Below are 14,750 nucleotides of genomic sequence, written 5' to 3' on the forward strand. Positions count from 1 at the left end.
AACTTATAAAAAATTATTACCGACAACAATATGCTGCCGGTAAATATTTTATTGCCTTTATTCATATGAATATACCAATGGAAGCCTTTGGAATCATTCTACCGTAAATCATTTTAGAGGAAAGATACTAAATGATTAAATGTAAATAAAAGAGAAACCGTAATTCTGGTACAATCATCAGTAATATGTATATAAAGTCTTAATCGCAAAGTCAATACCTTTGTATCAGTACAAAAAGATAAAGACTATGATTATGGAAAAAGCAAGATTACTATTTTTGATTTTCATCTACTCCATATTTGCCATGGCGTGCAGTACTGAACCTGAAATTCCATCAGGTGGTAATACAAACAACGAAGTTTCAAACGAAAACGGAAATGGAAACAGTAACCAAGAGCAAGACGAAGAAAATACAAACAATGATAACCAGAATAACACTGAAGAAAATATGAGCAACTCAAGAATTAAAATCGAGGCTAACGGAACGACACTCACGGCCACACTAAAAGACAACGTATCTACAAGAGCTTTAGTAAACCTGCTCAAAGAAGAACCTCTGACCATAAACATGAATGACTATGCCGGAATGGAGAAAGTGGGTCCTATAGGAACTACCCTGCCGCAATGTAACGAAAGGCTGACCACACAACCGGGTGACCTGATTCTATACCTGGGGCAGTATTTCGTGATTTATTATGCTCCGAATACATACTCGCTGACTCCACTTGGGAAAATAGATAATACTTCAGGCGATGAACTGATTAGAATTCTTGGAAACGGCGATGTAACGGTTACAATCTCATTAAGCGAATAACAAGCCATTAATTATCCCGTCTCTGCAAATCGTTCTTCATACGGAATTTCAGAGGCGATACTCCTGTCTTACGCATAAAGAACTTTCCAAATACGGACTGGTCGGAAAAGCCAAGCATATCAGAAATTTCCTTAATGTCCATATCAGTACACTCAAGCATACGGCGTGCGTCAGAGCAAAGCATCTTCGATATATGAAAACAGACAGTACTGCCTGTGACACTTTTGACCACCCGCGACAGATAGGTGGTCGTGATGTTCAGACTGTCAGCATAAAAACCTATTGAATGATGTTTACGATAATTTTCTACAAGCAGTTTCTTGAAGTTACGGAAGATTTCATTTTCATGTTTCACAAAAACCGTAGTATCATTGTTTTCTACACACAATGCATCAGCCATTTGTAAAAGGAAGAAATTACACAGGTTTCGTATTATTCCATCGTGATATACATTCATAATGTTCAGCCTGTCACCAAAAAGCGCCATCGTTTGTTTCAAATAAGAAAACCTGTCACTTTCAAGGCTAAACACCGGGAGACGATAATTGCCAAGATACCTCGCCACCTGATTATACAGCGGCTGCCCGTCAGGAAGGCTGTCAAAATACGAAGGTACTATATATATGATTTTTAGCGAAAAATCAGCATCAAAGTGTTCGATTGAGCTTGTGGTGCTCGGTGTCAGAACGACCAGATTTCCACTGTTAAGGCCATAATTGCCATAAATATCGGAAAGCTTTGCTGTTCCGTTTATGACGAGAAGAAAGAAAAATCCCCTTTCAAATATAATTCCGCCATAATCACCGGAATGCATATCGATATCACAACAGCAGGTATTTCCTACTGTTACTCCAAGTGATTTCATAACTTCATATATAGAGACATCCATAATCTGAATTTTTACAGCAAAGATACCTTTTGTTTCGTTTTAAACCAAAATAAGTTGTTCTTTTATATCTGTCATTATAGATTTTAGGCTGAACTTTGCAGCTGTTTTACAAATGACAAATACAATTATGAATAAATTTCTTCTAAGACGCTATCTCCTGTTCTGCGTGGCACTGTTTGTCAACGCACTGGGAATAGCATTTATCACCAGAGCAGCCTTGGGCACATCGCCCATCACCAGCGTAACATACGTTCTAAGTATGTTCACTCCTTTCACTATCGGTGAATGGACTATCATGCTGAACATACTGTTCGTCGTTCTAGAACCTTTTATGATGACGCGTCAGGACCTGAAAGAAGATCTGCGTATGTTCCTTCTGCAGATACCGATATCTTTCTGTTTCGGAATATTCATAGATATATGTATGCACTATGTATTGTTCTGGCTCAATCCCGCCACATATCCAAGCATGATTATAGCTCTGCTGATAGGTTGCGTAATATTGGCAGTGGGTATTGCACTCGAAGTAAAGGCCAATGCAGCCATGATGTCCGGCGAATACTTTGTGAAGGTCATAACAAAGCGTTTCCGGGGTGAATTCGGATATATAAAACTCGGATTCGATGTTACTTTGGTAGCCTTGGCATGCCTGCTGTCGCTGATATTCATGTCTGGAGTGTACGGAGTGCGCGAAGGTACGGTAGTTGCAGCGATGATAGTAGGTCCGATAGTTCATTTCGTAAGTCCTTATTACAATTTTCTCGACAAATGGATTATTCCTGCTAACAACGAAAAGACAGCAGATGTTAAAGACAACAAAAATGTCATTATCACCATTGCCCGTGAATATGGCAGCGGCGGACATCTGCTTGGCGAGATGCTTTCGAAAGAACTTGGAATAAAGTTGTATGATAAAGGATTCATCGGAATGGCAGCCAAGCGCAGCGGTATGGACGAAAGTTTCATTGCCAGAAACGAACAGTCTATTCCGTCATTCTGGTTGAAATGTATCATGTCGAAAAACAGCGAACAACCGATAGAAGGAAGCATTTCATCGGACGATGTTCTGTTTGTGGCAGAGAGCAAGATCATTCAGGAACTGGCAGAGAAAGAGCCGTGTATCATCGTTGGACGATGTGCCGACTTCATTCTGAAAGACTACCCTAAGGTTCTGAAGATTTTCTGCTATTCCGACATGGATTCTGCCATCGAAAGATGTACTGAAGAATATGGCATCAGAAAAGAAGATGCCGAAGCTGAAATACGCCGTATCAATCGCAACCGTATTCATCATTATGAATATTATACCGGTCGTAAATGGGGAGAGCCTCATCATTATAATATTATGTTGAATACTGGTACAATAAGCCTTGAAACGGCGTGCAAACTGATAAAAGATATTTACAGGAATATGTGATAAAAACACATATAAAAAATGAACTGTCATTCGCTCTTAAATGACAGTTCATTTTTTTAAAACGTATCAACGGTAATTTCCGTACTACTGATTTACAATACCGCGAACTTCATCCACTGTGAGTTTTCCTTCAAGAATTATTACCGTAAATTCCTTGCCTTCATCAACCAGCAGAACATATTCGTTTGCGTCCTTATTCTCTTTCGTATAAATGAACACTCGTTCTCCGCTGTCCTTTACACGCAATAATTCTTCATATCCGTTTTTGGTATTGATAAATGCCGTTTCTTTACGCAACAGATCTGATGCTTCCTGATTTTCGGACGAGAGAATTTGCAATCCGGTAAGTTTCTTTGCCACTTTATCTATATTTATATCACCGGTGTTTGAATCATTCATCATGTTGAACATTTTCGGGGACACATAAACGGATGTCACCCCTTCCATTTCAGCTATTTTCTCAAAACGATTCTGTGCGTTAACAGACAATGCTGCCAGCATAACACTCACTATAATAAATAATCTTGCTTTCATCTTCTAAAGTTTTTAATATTGTCAATTTTTTCTTTTACATTTTTCGTCACATTTCTTGCTTTCTCTATTTGGGCATCGCTTTTATTGAAAGCTTCGGCAAAAAGCTGCAGGGCATTTTCGGTTGCCATGTATGCTTCCTGAGGATTGTCGAATGTATCTTTCATCATCGTAGTGTCCTCCTGACTCTTTGGCATAAATACACTTATACCTATCAGTATCACTACAGCTGCCGCTATTCCCGACACATATTTATATAGAGTATAATATCGTGGCTTATCTGCCTTGCTTTGTTTTTCCCACATGTCTATGTTGTCGGAAATACGCTTCTCCATTACTACAGGAACTGTGATTTCATCATTTTCTTTCATCTCTGCCAGATGACAGAACACCTCTTTGTCAACAGAGAACTCAGCTGAAACTTCATCATGCATGAAATAATCTTCCAGAATTTTCTCTTCGTTAACATCGGTCTCACCGTTGTAATATTTTTCAAGCAAATGTCTGATTGTATCTTCCTTCATATCTTGTCCTTTAAATTAATGAACTGTTCTCTTATTTTCTTTCTGGCTTTCGAGAGTGTGGCACGTATGTTCACCGGGTTCAGCCCCGTAGCTTTTCCTATTTCATCAAACGAACATTCGTTTACATCCCTTAGCCACATTACTTTTTTCTGTATGTCTGGCAGTCCGCCTATCATCTTTCTTAACCTGACATTTTCTTCTTTCTTTTCCAGCCTTTCACCAATATCATCGTCTGCCAAGCCAACCCGTTCTTCATCTATCACATCCTCATAATTACTATGACTGCTTCTTATGAAATCCATACACAGGTTCTTCACCAGAGTAACGCAATATGCTTCACGGCAAACCGCCGCATCAAGTTCATCGCGTCTGTTCCATAATTTCAGATAAGCGTCCTGGACTATATCTTCGGCATCCTGGACATTCCTCAATATGGAATAAGCTGTCCTATAGAGTTTTGCATGGTACGGAATGAAGACTGTCTTAAATTCATTTGCGTCCATCACGTTTTTCTGTTTCCTGTTCCACAAGTTTATCTATATCTTCTTTTCGAATATTGCCTTTTATCTGTATCAAGGCACAGTCATCTTTCCCTCCACAAACTATAAGTAATTCATTTATGATATCTTTCTTTTCCTTGACAAGAATCTGCACGCTTCCATCCTGATCTTTGGCGCGGACCATTGTCTCATATCCGTGTCCGTTTAGCGAGGCTACTCTTTTTGTAAATCTGGCCTTCACTCGTGCACTGCATTCTTCCAGGTCGAGAACTCTGACACTATTAATACGTGCGGCGATATCATCCTTGTCTTCTTCGTCCATAAACATGTGTCCCATTTTCATCAATATCCACGGAACACTTACATACTCTGCCCTATCGGCATCCTTAAACTCGTTGATAATAGAATTTACATTTACCGCACATAGCATCTGGGCTGAAAACAACATAGCTATAAAGAAATATTTTTTCATGACTGACTCATTTTTTTAAGTGTTATACATAATCTTTGATGCGCATTCTATGTGAAAGACGGAACTTCCCGGTGAAATGTTGCATCAGAAAATAAGTTTTTTTACAAAAATATGAATATCTGAAAAACCAAAGTACATATCTGCCTAAAATTAAAAGCTTTTTTACTACCTTTGTGTCCGGATTTTTAAAACATACATTTTTAGATTATGGAAAATAAGTACATCACCGTAGCATACAAACTTTATGCTATGATAGACGGCGAAAAAGAATTGATAGAAGAAGCTCCTGCAGAACATCCTTTCCAGTTCATCACAGGTATAGGATATACACTTGAAAGATTTGAAAAAGAAATAACAGCACTTGCTAAGGGAGACAACTTCAACTTTACTATCCCATGTGCTGAAGCATACGGCGAAGTAGATCCTGAAGGTATAAAGACTCTTCCTAAATCTGCATTCTGCGGTCCTGACGGCAAGTTTGACGAGGACAACGTGTTCGAAGGAAACATCATTATGCTGAACGATGGCGAAGGAAACCAGTTCTATGCAAACGTTGGTGAAATCACTGACAGCACTGTAACTATCGACCTTAACCATCCTCACGCAGGCAAGGACCTGATTTTCGAAGGTTCAATTCTGGAAATGCGTGAAGCTACAAACAAGGAAGTTCAGGACATCGTTAACTCAATGAGCGGATGCGGTGGCGGATGCAGCGGTTGTGGCGGCGGATGCGGTGACCACGATGACGACTGTGGTGGCGGTTGCTGCGGATGTCATTAATTACATACGAAAAGACTGATTTAGCATAAGTGTAAATTACATTTTATTGTAGTTTACACTTTTTTTATGCCGTTTTTCATTGTATAAGCAAAAATATATATACATAAAGATAAAAAGAACTGTTATATGACATATTTTTAGAAAAACATTGTGTATCTTCGCATTATATTACAAATAACAGAAGTATGAACAAATCAAAGAAATTTATCGGAGCAGCCGTATTGCTGGCATTGATGACAGCATGCGGAAATGATTCGAAGTTTAAGTACGAAACCGTACCTAACGATCCGATGCAGACACGCATCTACACACTTGACAACGGATTGAAGGTTTACCTGACAGTAAACAAGGAAACTCCGCGTATCCAGACTTACATCGCCGTAAGAGTGGGTGGAAAGAATGACCCTGCCGAGACTACAGGTCTTGCACACTATTTCGAACACCTTATGTTCAAGGGAACACAGAAGTTCGGTACTACAGACTTCAGCAAGGAAAAACCTATGCTGGACGAAATAGAACGTCTGTTTGAAGTTTACAGAAAAACTACTGACGAGGCTGAAAGAAAAGCTATCTATCACCAGATAGACAGTGTGTCATACGAAGCTTCAAAAATAGCCATTCCTAACGAGTATGACAAGCTGATGGCAGCTATCGGTGCAAACGGTACAAATGCCTACACCAGCTACGACCAGACAGTATATGTGGAAGACATACCGTCTAACGAAATTGACAACTGGGCCAAAATTCAGGCAGACAGATTCCAGAATGCTACAATCAGAGGATTCCATACTGAGCTGGAAACTGTTTACGAAGAAAAGAACATGTCGCTTACAAAGGATTTCAGAAAGGTATATGAGACTTTGTTGAATGCTCTTTATCCTGACTATCCATACGGAACTCAGACTGTACTCGGTTCGCAGGAACATCTGAAGAATCCTTCTATCACAAATATCAAGAATTATTTCAATACATGGTATGTGCCTAACAATATGGCCATCTGTATGTCAGGTGATATGAATCCTGACGAAACTATCGAAATAATCAACAAGTATTTCGGTGAGATGAAACCTAATCCAAACTTGCCTGAACGTCCTCAGCCTAAGGAATCGCCTATAAAGGAGCCTGTAGTGAAGGAAGTTATGGGACTTGATGCAGAAAGCGTAGCACTGGCATGGAGAATGCCTACTACAGTTGACGATGATGTCATCTCTGCACTCATCAGCTCTATTCTTTACAACGGACAGGCTGGTCTGCTTGACGTTAACCTGAACCAGCAGCAGAAAGTTTTGGGATGCTTCGCAGGCTCACTCGGTTTGTCGGACTACTATACTTATATGATAAGCGGTCAGCCAAAACAGGGACAGACTTTGGACGAAGTAAAAGACCTCATGCTGGCTGAAGTTGAAAAACTGCGTAAAGGTGAGTTCGACGAAGAACTGCTTCAGGCTACAATAAACAATTACAAGCTTTACTACATGAGACAGCTTGAGAGCAACGAAAGCAGAGCCGACATGTTCGTTTCAGCCTTCATTGACGGCGACCAGTGGAGCGATGTAGTAAACTTCATCGACAAGATGAGCAAGGTGAACAAACAGCAGGTTGTTGACTTCGCAAACAAATATTTTGCTGACAACTACGCTTTGGTTTACAAACGTATGGGTAAAGACCCTAACGAAAAGAAGATGGACAAACCGTCTATCACTCCTATCGTTATGAACCGTGACAGCGTAAGCTCATTCCTGAAAGAAATCCAGGCAAGCAAGGTTACTCCTATCGAACCTGTATTCCTCGACTTCGAAAAAGACATGCAAAAATTCACTGCAAAATCAGATATCGAAGTGCTTTACAAGAAAAACGACATGAACGATCTGTTCCAGATGATTTATGTATTCGATATGGGCAGCCAGAACGACAAAGCTTTGGGTACAGCATTCTCATACATGGAATACCTCGGAACATCCAAGAAATCGCTTGCTGAAATCAACAAGGAATTCTATCGTCAGGCATGCTCCTTCAGCGTACATCCGGGATTGGACCGTACATATGTAGTGCTTTCAGGTCTTCAGGAAAATATGCCTCAGGCAATGCAACTGTTCGAAGAGATTCTTGCTGATGCACAGGTTGACGAAAACGCATATAAGAACTATGCGGCTGACATATTGAAGAAACGTGCGGATGCTAAACTCAACCAGTCTGCAAACTTCTCACAACTGCTTTCTTACGCAATGTGGGGCGAACACTCACCTTCGAAGAACATTCTGTCTGAAAAAGAACTTACAGAAATGAATCCTCAGGAACTTGTAGATCGCATACATAAGTTCAACAGCTACAAGCATCGCATCATGTACTATGGTCCTGCCGATGAAAAAGAACTTACTTCTTTAATCGACCAGTATCATAACGTACCTGCCCAGCTTCAGGATGTACCTGCACCTGCATACGACTACAAGTATCAGCCTACTACTGAAAACAAGGTTTATTTTGCCGAATACGATGCAAAACAAATCTATTTCACAGGTATTTCAAACTTCGAAAAACAATATGATGCTGCAATCCAGCCTACTTTGAGCATGTACAACGAATACTTCAGCGGTGGCATGAACTCAATAGTATTCCAGGAAATGCGTGAAGCAAGAAGTCTTGCATATTCATCATACGCTTTCATCGCTTCTCCTTCTAAAAAGGAATATCCATACATCTTCCGTTCGTTCATCGCTACCCAGAACGACAAGATGATAGACGCCATGAAGGCTTTCGATGAGATAATCAACAATATGCCTGAATCTGAAAAAGCATTCAAGCTGGCTCAGGAAGGAACTATCAGCCGCTTGCGTACTGACAGAATCACAGGCATGGATATCTTGTGGGAGTATCTTGATCTTCAGGACAAAGGTATCGAGGGAGATCCTAGAAAAGCTTTGTTCGAACAGGCACAGACAATGACTCTGAAAGATGTGAAAGACTTCCAGCTGAAATGGGTTAAAGACCGCAAATATACTTATTGCGTTCTTGGTAACGAAAAAGACCTTGACATGAAATCGCTGGAAAAATACGGTAAGATTACAAAATTGTCACAGAAAGATATTTTCGGATATTGATTTCATATAATTTATAGTGTAAAGAGACCTGTACTACTGAGTGCGGGTCTCTTTCTTTTTTTACTTAACCAGCAGAAACTGTTACAGAAACATTACAAGTCTGTTACATTTCACTTTGTCTGATTATATCATATAGCCAACTGCATACACCGACACATATCTATATGCTATTTTTGCGCCGTAATAAGATTGACATTTATATGAATAAGGTAAAAAGTTTGTTTTGCATCTGCATTGCAGCAATAGGAATGCAGGGCATCAATGCACAGACTCGTGCAGAAGTGGAAATAAGAGAAAATCCCAAATTGGCAACGGGGAAGTATATGGCATACGAGGCACCATCTATCCCACTGACACCGGTTCCGGAAGGATATGTGCCATGCTACATAAGTACGTATGCCAGACACGGATCTCGCTACCTGACAGGGAAAGACAAGTACGAACCGGCTCTGACAATAATGGAGGAAGCAGAGAAAAACAACGGACTGACCGATGACGGAAAAAAGACACTGAAAATCCTGAGACAGCTTGCAGAAGCAGCCGAAAACCGCTACGGAGAGCTTACTCCAAAAGGAGCCAGACAACATCAGGAACTTGCAAAAAGAATGTTTGAAAATTATCCTGAAATATTTACAGACGGAGCACATATTGATGCCCGCTCTACATATAAGACTCGTGCTTTCCTTTCGATGGCAGCAGCCTGTGTAGAGTTGAAAGGCCTGAACCCGAAACTGAATATCACAACAGATGCAAGCCAGCATGATGAATATTTCATAAAATACAAGAATCCGATATATTCGGACAGCTGCCAGCACAACGCCGATTCGGTATTTGCAGAAGCAGAAAAGCGTTTCGTTCATCCGGAACGTATCATGAAAGTGCTTTTTAAACCGGAATATATTTCAAAAGTCAAGAATCCGGGAAAGCTGGAATGCGACCTTTTCGAATATCATGGTATAAGCCAGAGTTCGGACAATATGCCAGACCTTTCATTCCTTTTCAACGGAAAAGAGCTTTTCGACTTGTGGCAACTGAACAATTTCGAATGGTATTACGAACAGGGACCATCACCTCTAAGCAGTGGTAAAATGCCTAATCTGGCACGCAATCTGCTGAGAAACATAGTAGAGGCTGCCGACACAGCACTTGTATCAAAAAAACCTTGCGCCACCCTTCGTTTCGGTCATGATACAAACCTTGCGCCACTGGTAGCTCTGATGAACATTGACGGGTTCAACCATTCTACAGCCGACTGGGACTCTATCCCTCAATATTATCAGACATACCGTATGATTCCGATGTGCGGAAACCTGCAACTTATATTCTTCCGCAAGAAGGACAGCAATGATATTCTGGTCAAACCATTGCTTAACGAACGTGAAATACATCTGACAGGAATAAAAACAGACTGTTTCCCTTTCTATCACTGGAAAGACCTCAGAAAAACATGGATAGAACTTACAGAAAAAATTTATCTCCCGGAATTGCCCGAAGATTATGAAACAGACTAGCATATCATATTTTTTACACAAAAAGCAAAGTCTCTATTGGTTATTCATTAATAAAGAGTTACATTTGTGATAAAGTAAAAAAGACATGATACTAATAGCAGACAGTGGAGCGACAAAAACCGATTGGCTAATCAGCGATACAAATAAATCAGAGATACTCAAGACCGAAGGCATAAATCCTTTTCATCAGGATGAGGACTACATTCGCAGAATAATAGAAACTGATTTATTGCCACAAATAGAAAAAAACGACAGTATAGACAAAGCCAAAATCTCAGAAATATATTTTTACGGTGCAGGATGCCTGCCTGAACCAGCTGAAAAAATCATAAATATTTTACAGGATTTTTTCACCGGAACTAAGGTTCATGCATATACAGACCTGATGGGGGCTGCAAGGGCATTATGCGGGAAAAAGCCGGGAATAGCATGTATACTTGGCACCGGCTCAAATTCATGCATGTATGACGGGAAAGACATAATAAAGAATGTTTCCCCGTTGGGATATATACTGGGAGATGAAGGAAGCGGCGCATACCTTGGAAAAAGATTTATTGCCGACTGCCTTAAAGGACAACTGCCGGAAAATATAAAAAATGACTTTTTGAACAATTGCGGTTTAACGATAGAAGACATATTGCGGAAAGTTTACAGAGAGCCACAGGCAAACCGTTTCCTGGCATCCTTAACACCTTATATATATAATATAAGACATGAAGCGCTGGTAAAAAATTTCCTACATGAATGTTTTACTGATTTCTTCGAAAGAAATGTAATGAAATACGACACAAATTTGGAGATTTCATTTACGGGTTCCGTTTCCTGGTATTTTCAGGATGAAATAAAAGAAACAGCCAAACGGCTTAACCTGAAAACAGGTAAATTTATTAAAGAACCTATATGGGGACTGAAAGAATTTCACAATAACCAATAAATCAATAAATCAATAAAGTTATGAAAAATCTAAGATTTGAAGCCATTGTAATAGCAATAGGATTGCTTTTACTGGGTGTATACATTGAACGTGGAATCAGCAGCTTCGCTGACAAGGACCGCAGCGTAAACGTCAAAGGACTTGCAGAAATGGAAGTACCTGCCGACAAGGTTACATGGCCACTGGTTTACAAAAGTCTGGGAAACGATTTGAGTGGGCTGTACGACCAGATTAACAAATCGAACAAAACCATTACGCAATTCCTTATCAGCAAAGGTATTGACGAGAAAGAAATAAGTGTAAATGCTCCTGAAATAATAGATATGAAGGCAGAACGCTACAGCAATCAGGAAAGTACGTACAGATATAACGTTACATCAGTCATTACCGTCACTTCAGACAAGGTAGATCTGATAAGAAAGCTCATCAGCAGCCAGGGGGAACTCCTGAAACAAGGTGTAGCAATCACATCGGGCGACTACAGATACAACGTACAGTACGAATATACAGGTCTGAACAAAATCAAGCCGCAAATGATTGAGGAAGCTACAAAAAATGCACGACAGGCTGCAGAAAAATTCGCGGAAGATTCTGACAGCGAACTTGGCAAAATCAGAAAAGCCAACCAAGGACAGTTCAGTATCACAGACCGCGACGCCAATACACCGTACATAAAGAAAGTAAGAGTGGTAACTACCATAGATTATTCTCTTGAGGACTGAAACTTATTTATATAATATTGCAGGAGGCATGCTTACACATGTCTCCTCTTATTTTATATAATCTTCTATTTTTCAGCATAAAAGCGGACAAAAAGTTGCATATATGGATATAAGTTAATATCTTTGCGCCCGATTTAGATAAACAACATAAAGTCTAACACAATTAATTATTTAAAAACAATTTTTTATTTTAATGGAAAACTTAAAGAACATTGCTCCTATTGAAGATTTCAACTGGGATGCGTATGAAAGTGGTGACACACTAACAAATGTAAGCAAAGAAGAACTTGAAAAGGCTTACGACAGTACTCTTAACAAAGTAAATGACCGTGAGGTTGTTGATGGTACTGTAATCGCAATGAACAAACGCGAAGTTGTAGTTAACATTGGCTACAAATCAGACGGTATCATTCCATTGAGTGAATTCCGTTACAATCCAGACCTGAAAGTAGGTGATACTGTAGAAGTATATATCGAAAATCAGGAAGACAAAAAAGGTCAGTTGATCTTGTCTCACAAGAAAGCACGTGCTACTCGTTCTTGGGATCGTGTTAACGCTGCTCTTGAAAACGAAGAAATCATTAAGGGTTACGTTAAGTGCCGCACTAAGGGTGGTATGATCGTTGACGTATTCGGAATCGAAGCATTCTTGCCAGGTTCTCAGATCGACGTTAAGCCTATCCGCGACTATGACGTATTCGTAGGTAAGACTATGGAATTCAAAGTTGTTAAGATCAACCAGGAATTCAAGAACGTAGTTGTATCTCACAAAGCTCTTATCGAAGCTGAACTTGAACAGCAGAAGAAAGAAATCATCGGTAAACTTGAAAAAGGTCAGGTACTTGAAGGTACTGTTAAAAATATCACATCTTACGGTGTATTCATCGACTTGGGTGGCGTAGATGGTTTGATCCACATCACAGACTTGTCTTGGGGCCGTGTAAGCGATCCACGCGAGGTTGTTTCTTTGGATCAGAAGTTGAACGTTGTTATCCTTGACTTCGATGATGACAAGAAACGTATCGCTCTTGGTTTGAAACAGCTTACTCCACATCCATGGGATGCTCTTGATCCAAACTTGAAAGTTGGTGATCACGTTAAGGGTAAAGTAGTTGTTATGGCTGACTACGGAGCATTCATCGAAATCGCTCCAGGTGTAGAAGGTTTGATCCACGTTTCTGAAATGTCTTGGTCACAGCACTTGCGTTCAGCTCAGGACTTCATGAAGGTAGGTGACGAAGTAGAAGCTGTTATCTTGACTCTTGACCGCGAAGAACGTAAGATGTCTCTTGGTATCAAGCAGTTGAAAGCTGATCCATGGGAAAACATCGAAGAAAAATATGCTGTAGGTACTAAGCACACTGCAAAAGTACGTAACTTCACTAACTTCGGTGTATTCGTTGAAATCGAAGAAGGTGTTGACGGATTGATCCACATCTCAGACCTTTCTTGGACTAAGAAGATCAAACACCCATCAGAATTCACTCAGATTGGTGCTGAAATCGAAGTTCAGGTATTGGAAATCGACAAAGAAAACCGTCGCTTGAGCCTTGGTCACAAACAGTTGGAAGAAAATCCATGGGATGTATTCGAAACTGTATTCACTGTAGGTTCTATCCACGAAGGTACAATCATCGAACTTTTGGACAAAGGTGCAGTAGTTTCATTGCCTTACGGTGTTGAAGGTTTCGCTACTCCAAAACACCTTGTAAAAGAAGACGGTTCTCAGGCTCAGCTTGATGAAAAGCTTCAGTTCAAAGTAATCGAATTCAACAAGGAAGCTAAACGTATCATCTTGTCTCACAGCCGTGTATTCGAAGATGCTGCTAAGGCTGAAGAAAAAGCAGAAAAGAAAGCTGCAAAGAAATCATCTAAGAAAGAAGAAGCTCCAATGATCCAGAACCAGGCTGCTTCTACAACTCTTGGTGACATCGATGCTCTTGCTGCATTGAAAGAACAGTTGGAAGGTAAGAAATAATTTTTGCCTACTGCAATAAAATCTATAAGGCTGAATCCTCAACGAGGTTCAGCCTTATTCTTTTATATATGTATTCCATAATCGTGCTTTATCACATCCATCACAAATACGCTCTCCAATGATGCCAAAGTGTCAATCCTGCCAAGCACATTCAGTATAAATCCCTGATAATACTTCATATCCGGAGCATGAATCTTGAGGAGATAATCAAAACTGCCTGAAATATTATAACACTCTGTCACTTCCGGTATCCCTGCTATAACTTCTGAAAAACTACGTGCTATATCATAATTGAGATGCTGCATCTTCACCTTACAGAAAACCATAAAACCCTGATTAAGTTTCTCCGCATCAAGCACCGCAATATATTTCTTGATATACCCACCTGATTCAAGACGTTTCAGACGTTCAAAAACCGGAGTTGACGACAGACTCACTTTAGCGGCAAGCTCTTTTGTTGTCAGTCTGGCATTCTCCTGCAAAGTACGGAGTATCTGCAAATCCACCTTATCCAATTTCTCTACATTGTTCATAGGACTAATATTCTGTTTTATTTAATTTTCGATACTAAAATAAGAAT

14 protein-coding genes are annotated in these 14,750 nt (G+C 40.0%); 8 read left to right on the top strand and 6 right to left on the bottom strand.

What is annotated here, in order from left to right; translation table 11 throughout:
- Positions 1-253 precede the first annotated feature (253 nt).
- Positions 254-814 carry a cyclophilin-like fold protein gene (locus I6E24_RS11905; RefSeq protein ID WP_235328766.1) on the top strand — a complete coding sequence of 187 codons (561 nt, stop codon included), beginning with the start codon at positions 254-256 and terminating at the stop codon, positions 812-814.
- Positions 815-821: 7 nt separating this feature from the next.
- On the opposite strand, the gene I6E24_RS11910 is transcribed toward I6E24_RS11905, so the two are convergent.
- Positions 822-1,703 carry a helix-turn-helix domain-containing protein gene (locus I6E24_RS11910; protein ID WP_235328767.1) on the bottom strand — a complete coding sequence of 294 codons (882 nt, stop codon included), beginning with the start codon at positions 1,701-1,703 and terminating at the stop codon, positions 822-824.
- 127 nt (positions 1,704-1,830) lie between these two features.
- On the opposite strand from I6E24_RS11910, the gene I6E24_RS11915 reads away from it, so the two are divergent.
- The gene (locus tag I6E24_RS11915; RefSeq protein WP_235328768.1) at positions 1,831-3,120 is read left to right on the top strand and encodes a cytidylate kinase family protein; all 1,290 of its coding nucleotides are present in this window, start codon (positions 1,831-1,833) and stop codon (positions 3,118-3,120) included.
- Between the two features lie 84 nt (positions 3,121-3,204).
- Here I6E24_RS11915 and I6E24_RS11920 read toward each other — a convergent pair whose 3' ends face one another.
- From I6E24_RS11920 to I6E24_RS11935, 4 genes are read right to left on the bottom strand one after another with little or no spacing between them, the layout of a single operon-like run.
- Positions 3,205-3,654, bottom strand: a complete 450-nt coding sequence (locus I6E24_RS11920) for a DUF4252 domain-containing protein (protein ID WP_235328769.1) — start codon at positions 3,652-3,654, stop codon at positions 3,205-3,207.
- Positions 3,651-4,175 (bottom strand): hypothetical protein, encoded by a 525-nt coding sequence (locus tag I6E24_RS11925; RefSeq protein ID WP_235328770.1) that lies wholly within the window; start codon positions 4,173-4,175, stop codon positions 3,651-3,653. Before I6E24_RS11925 ends, I6E24_RS11920 begins: the two co-directional genes overlap by 4 nt.
- Positions 4,172-4,678, bottom strand: a complete 507-nt coding sequence (locus I6E24_RS11930; RefSeq protein WP_154042887.1) for an RNA polymerase sigma factor — start codon at positions 4,676-4,678, stop codon at positions 4,172-4,174. Before I6E24_RS11930 ends, I6E24_RS11925 begins: the two co-directional genes overlap by 4 nt.
- A complete protein-coding gene (locus I6E24_RS11935) occupies positions 4,665-5,147 on the bottom strand; it encodes a DUF4252 domain-containing protein (protein WP_235328772.1) in 483 nt (160 codons plus the stop codon). Before I6E24_RS11935 ends, I6E24_RS11930 begins: the two co-directional genes overlap by 14 nt.
- A gap of 207 nt (positions 5,148-5,354) precedes the next feature.
- Here I6E24_RS11935 and I6E24_RS11940 point away from each other — a divergent pair, with 207 nt between their 5' ends.
- The 6 genes from I6E24_RS11940 to rpsA all read left to right on the top strand — a co-directional run bounded on the left by I6E24_RS11940 (position 5,355) and on the right by rpsA (position 14,170).
- Positions 5,355-5,927, top strand: a complete 573-nt coding sequence (locus I6E24_RS11940) for an FKBP-type peptidyl-prolyl cis-trans isomerase (protein WP_204402760.1) — start codon at positions 5,355-5,357, stop codon at positions 5,925-5,927.
- A 185-nt stretch (positions 5,928-6,112) separates the two neighbouring features.
- Entirely contained in the window at positions 6,113-9,025 is a 2,913-nt protein-coding gene (locus I6E24_RS11945; RefSeq protein ID WP_235328773.1) for a M16 family metallopeptidase, read from the top strand.
- Positions 9,026-9,225: 200 nt separating this feature from the next.
- The gene (locus I6E24_RS11950) at positions 9,226-10,536 is read left to right on the top strand and encodes a histidine-type phosphatase (RefSeq protein ID WP_235328775.1); all 1,311 of its coding nucleotides are present in this window, start codon (positions 9,226-9,228) and stop codon (positions 10,534-10,536) included.
- 85 nt (positions 10,537-10,621) lie between these two features.
- On the top strand, positions 10,622-11,470 hold the full coding sequence (locus I6E24_RS11955) for an ATPase (protein WP_235328776.1): 849 nt from the start codon (positions 10,622-10,624) through the stop codon (positions 11,468-11,470).
- 20 nt (positions 11,471-11,490) lie between these two features.
- Positions 11,491-12,192: an SIMPL domain-containing protein gene (locus tag I6E24_RS11960; protein WP_235328777.1), complete on the top strand. Its 702-nt coding sequence runs from the start codon at positions 11,491-11,493 to the stop codon at positions 12,190-12,192.
- 193 nt (positions 12,193-12,385) lie between these two features.
- Entirely contained in the window at positions 12,386-14,170 is a 1,785-nt protein-coding gene (gene rpsA, locus I6E24_RS11965) for a 30S ribosomal protein S1 (protein WP_204402766.1), read from the top strand.
- Positions 14,171-14,232: 62 nt separating this feature from the next.
- Here rpsA and I6E24_RS11970 read toward each other — a convergent pair whose 3' ends face one another.
- On the bottom strand, positions 14,233-14,703 hold the full coding sequence (locus tag I6E24_RS11970) for an Lrp/AsnC family transcriptional regulator (protein ID WP_204507834.1): 471 nt from the start codon (positions 14,701-14,703) through the stop codon (positions 14,233-14,235).
- Positions 14,704-14,750 lie beyond the last annotated feature (47 nt).

Origin of the sequence: Bacteroides caecigallinarum, from assembly GCF_021530995.1 — a bacterium.
GTDB classification, from domain to species: Bacteria; Bacteroidota; Bacteroidia; order Bacteroidales; family Bacteroidaceae; genus Phocaeicola; species Phocaeicola faecigallinarum.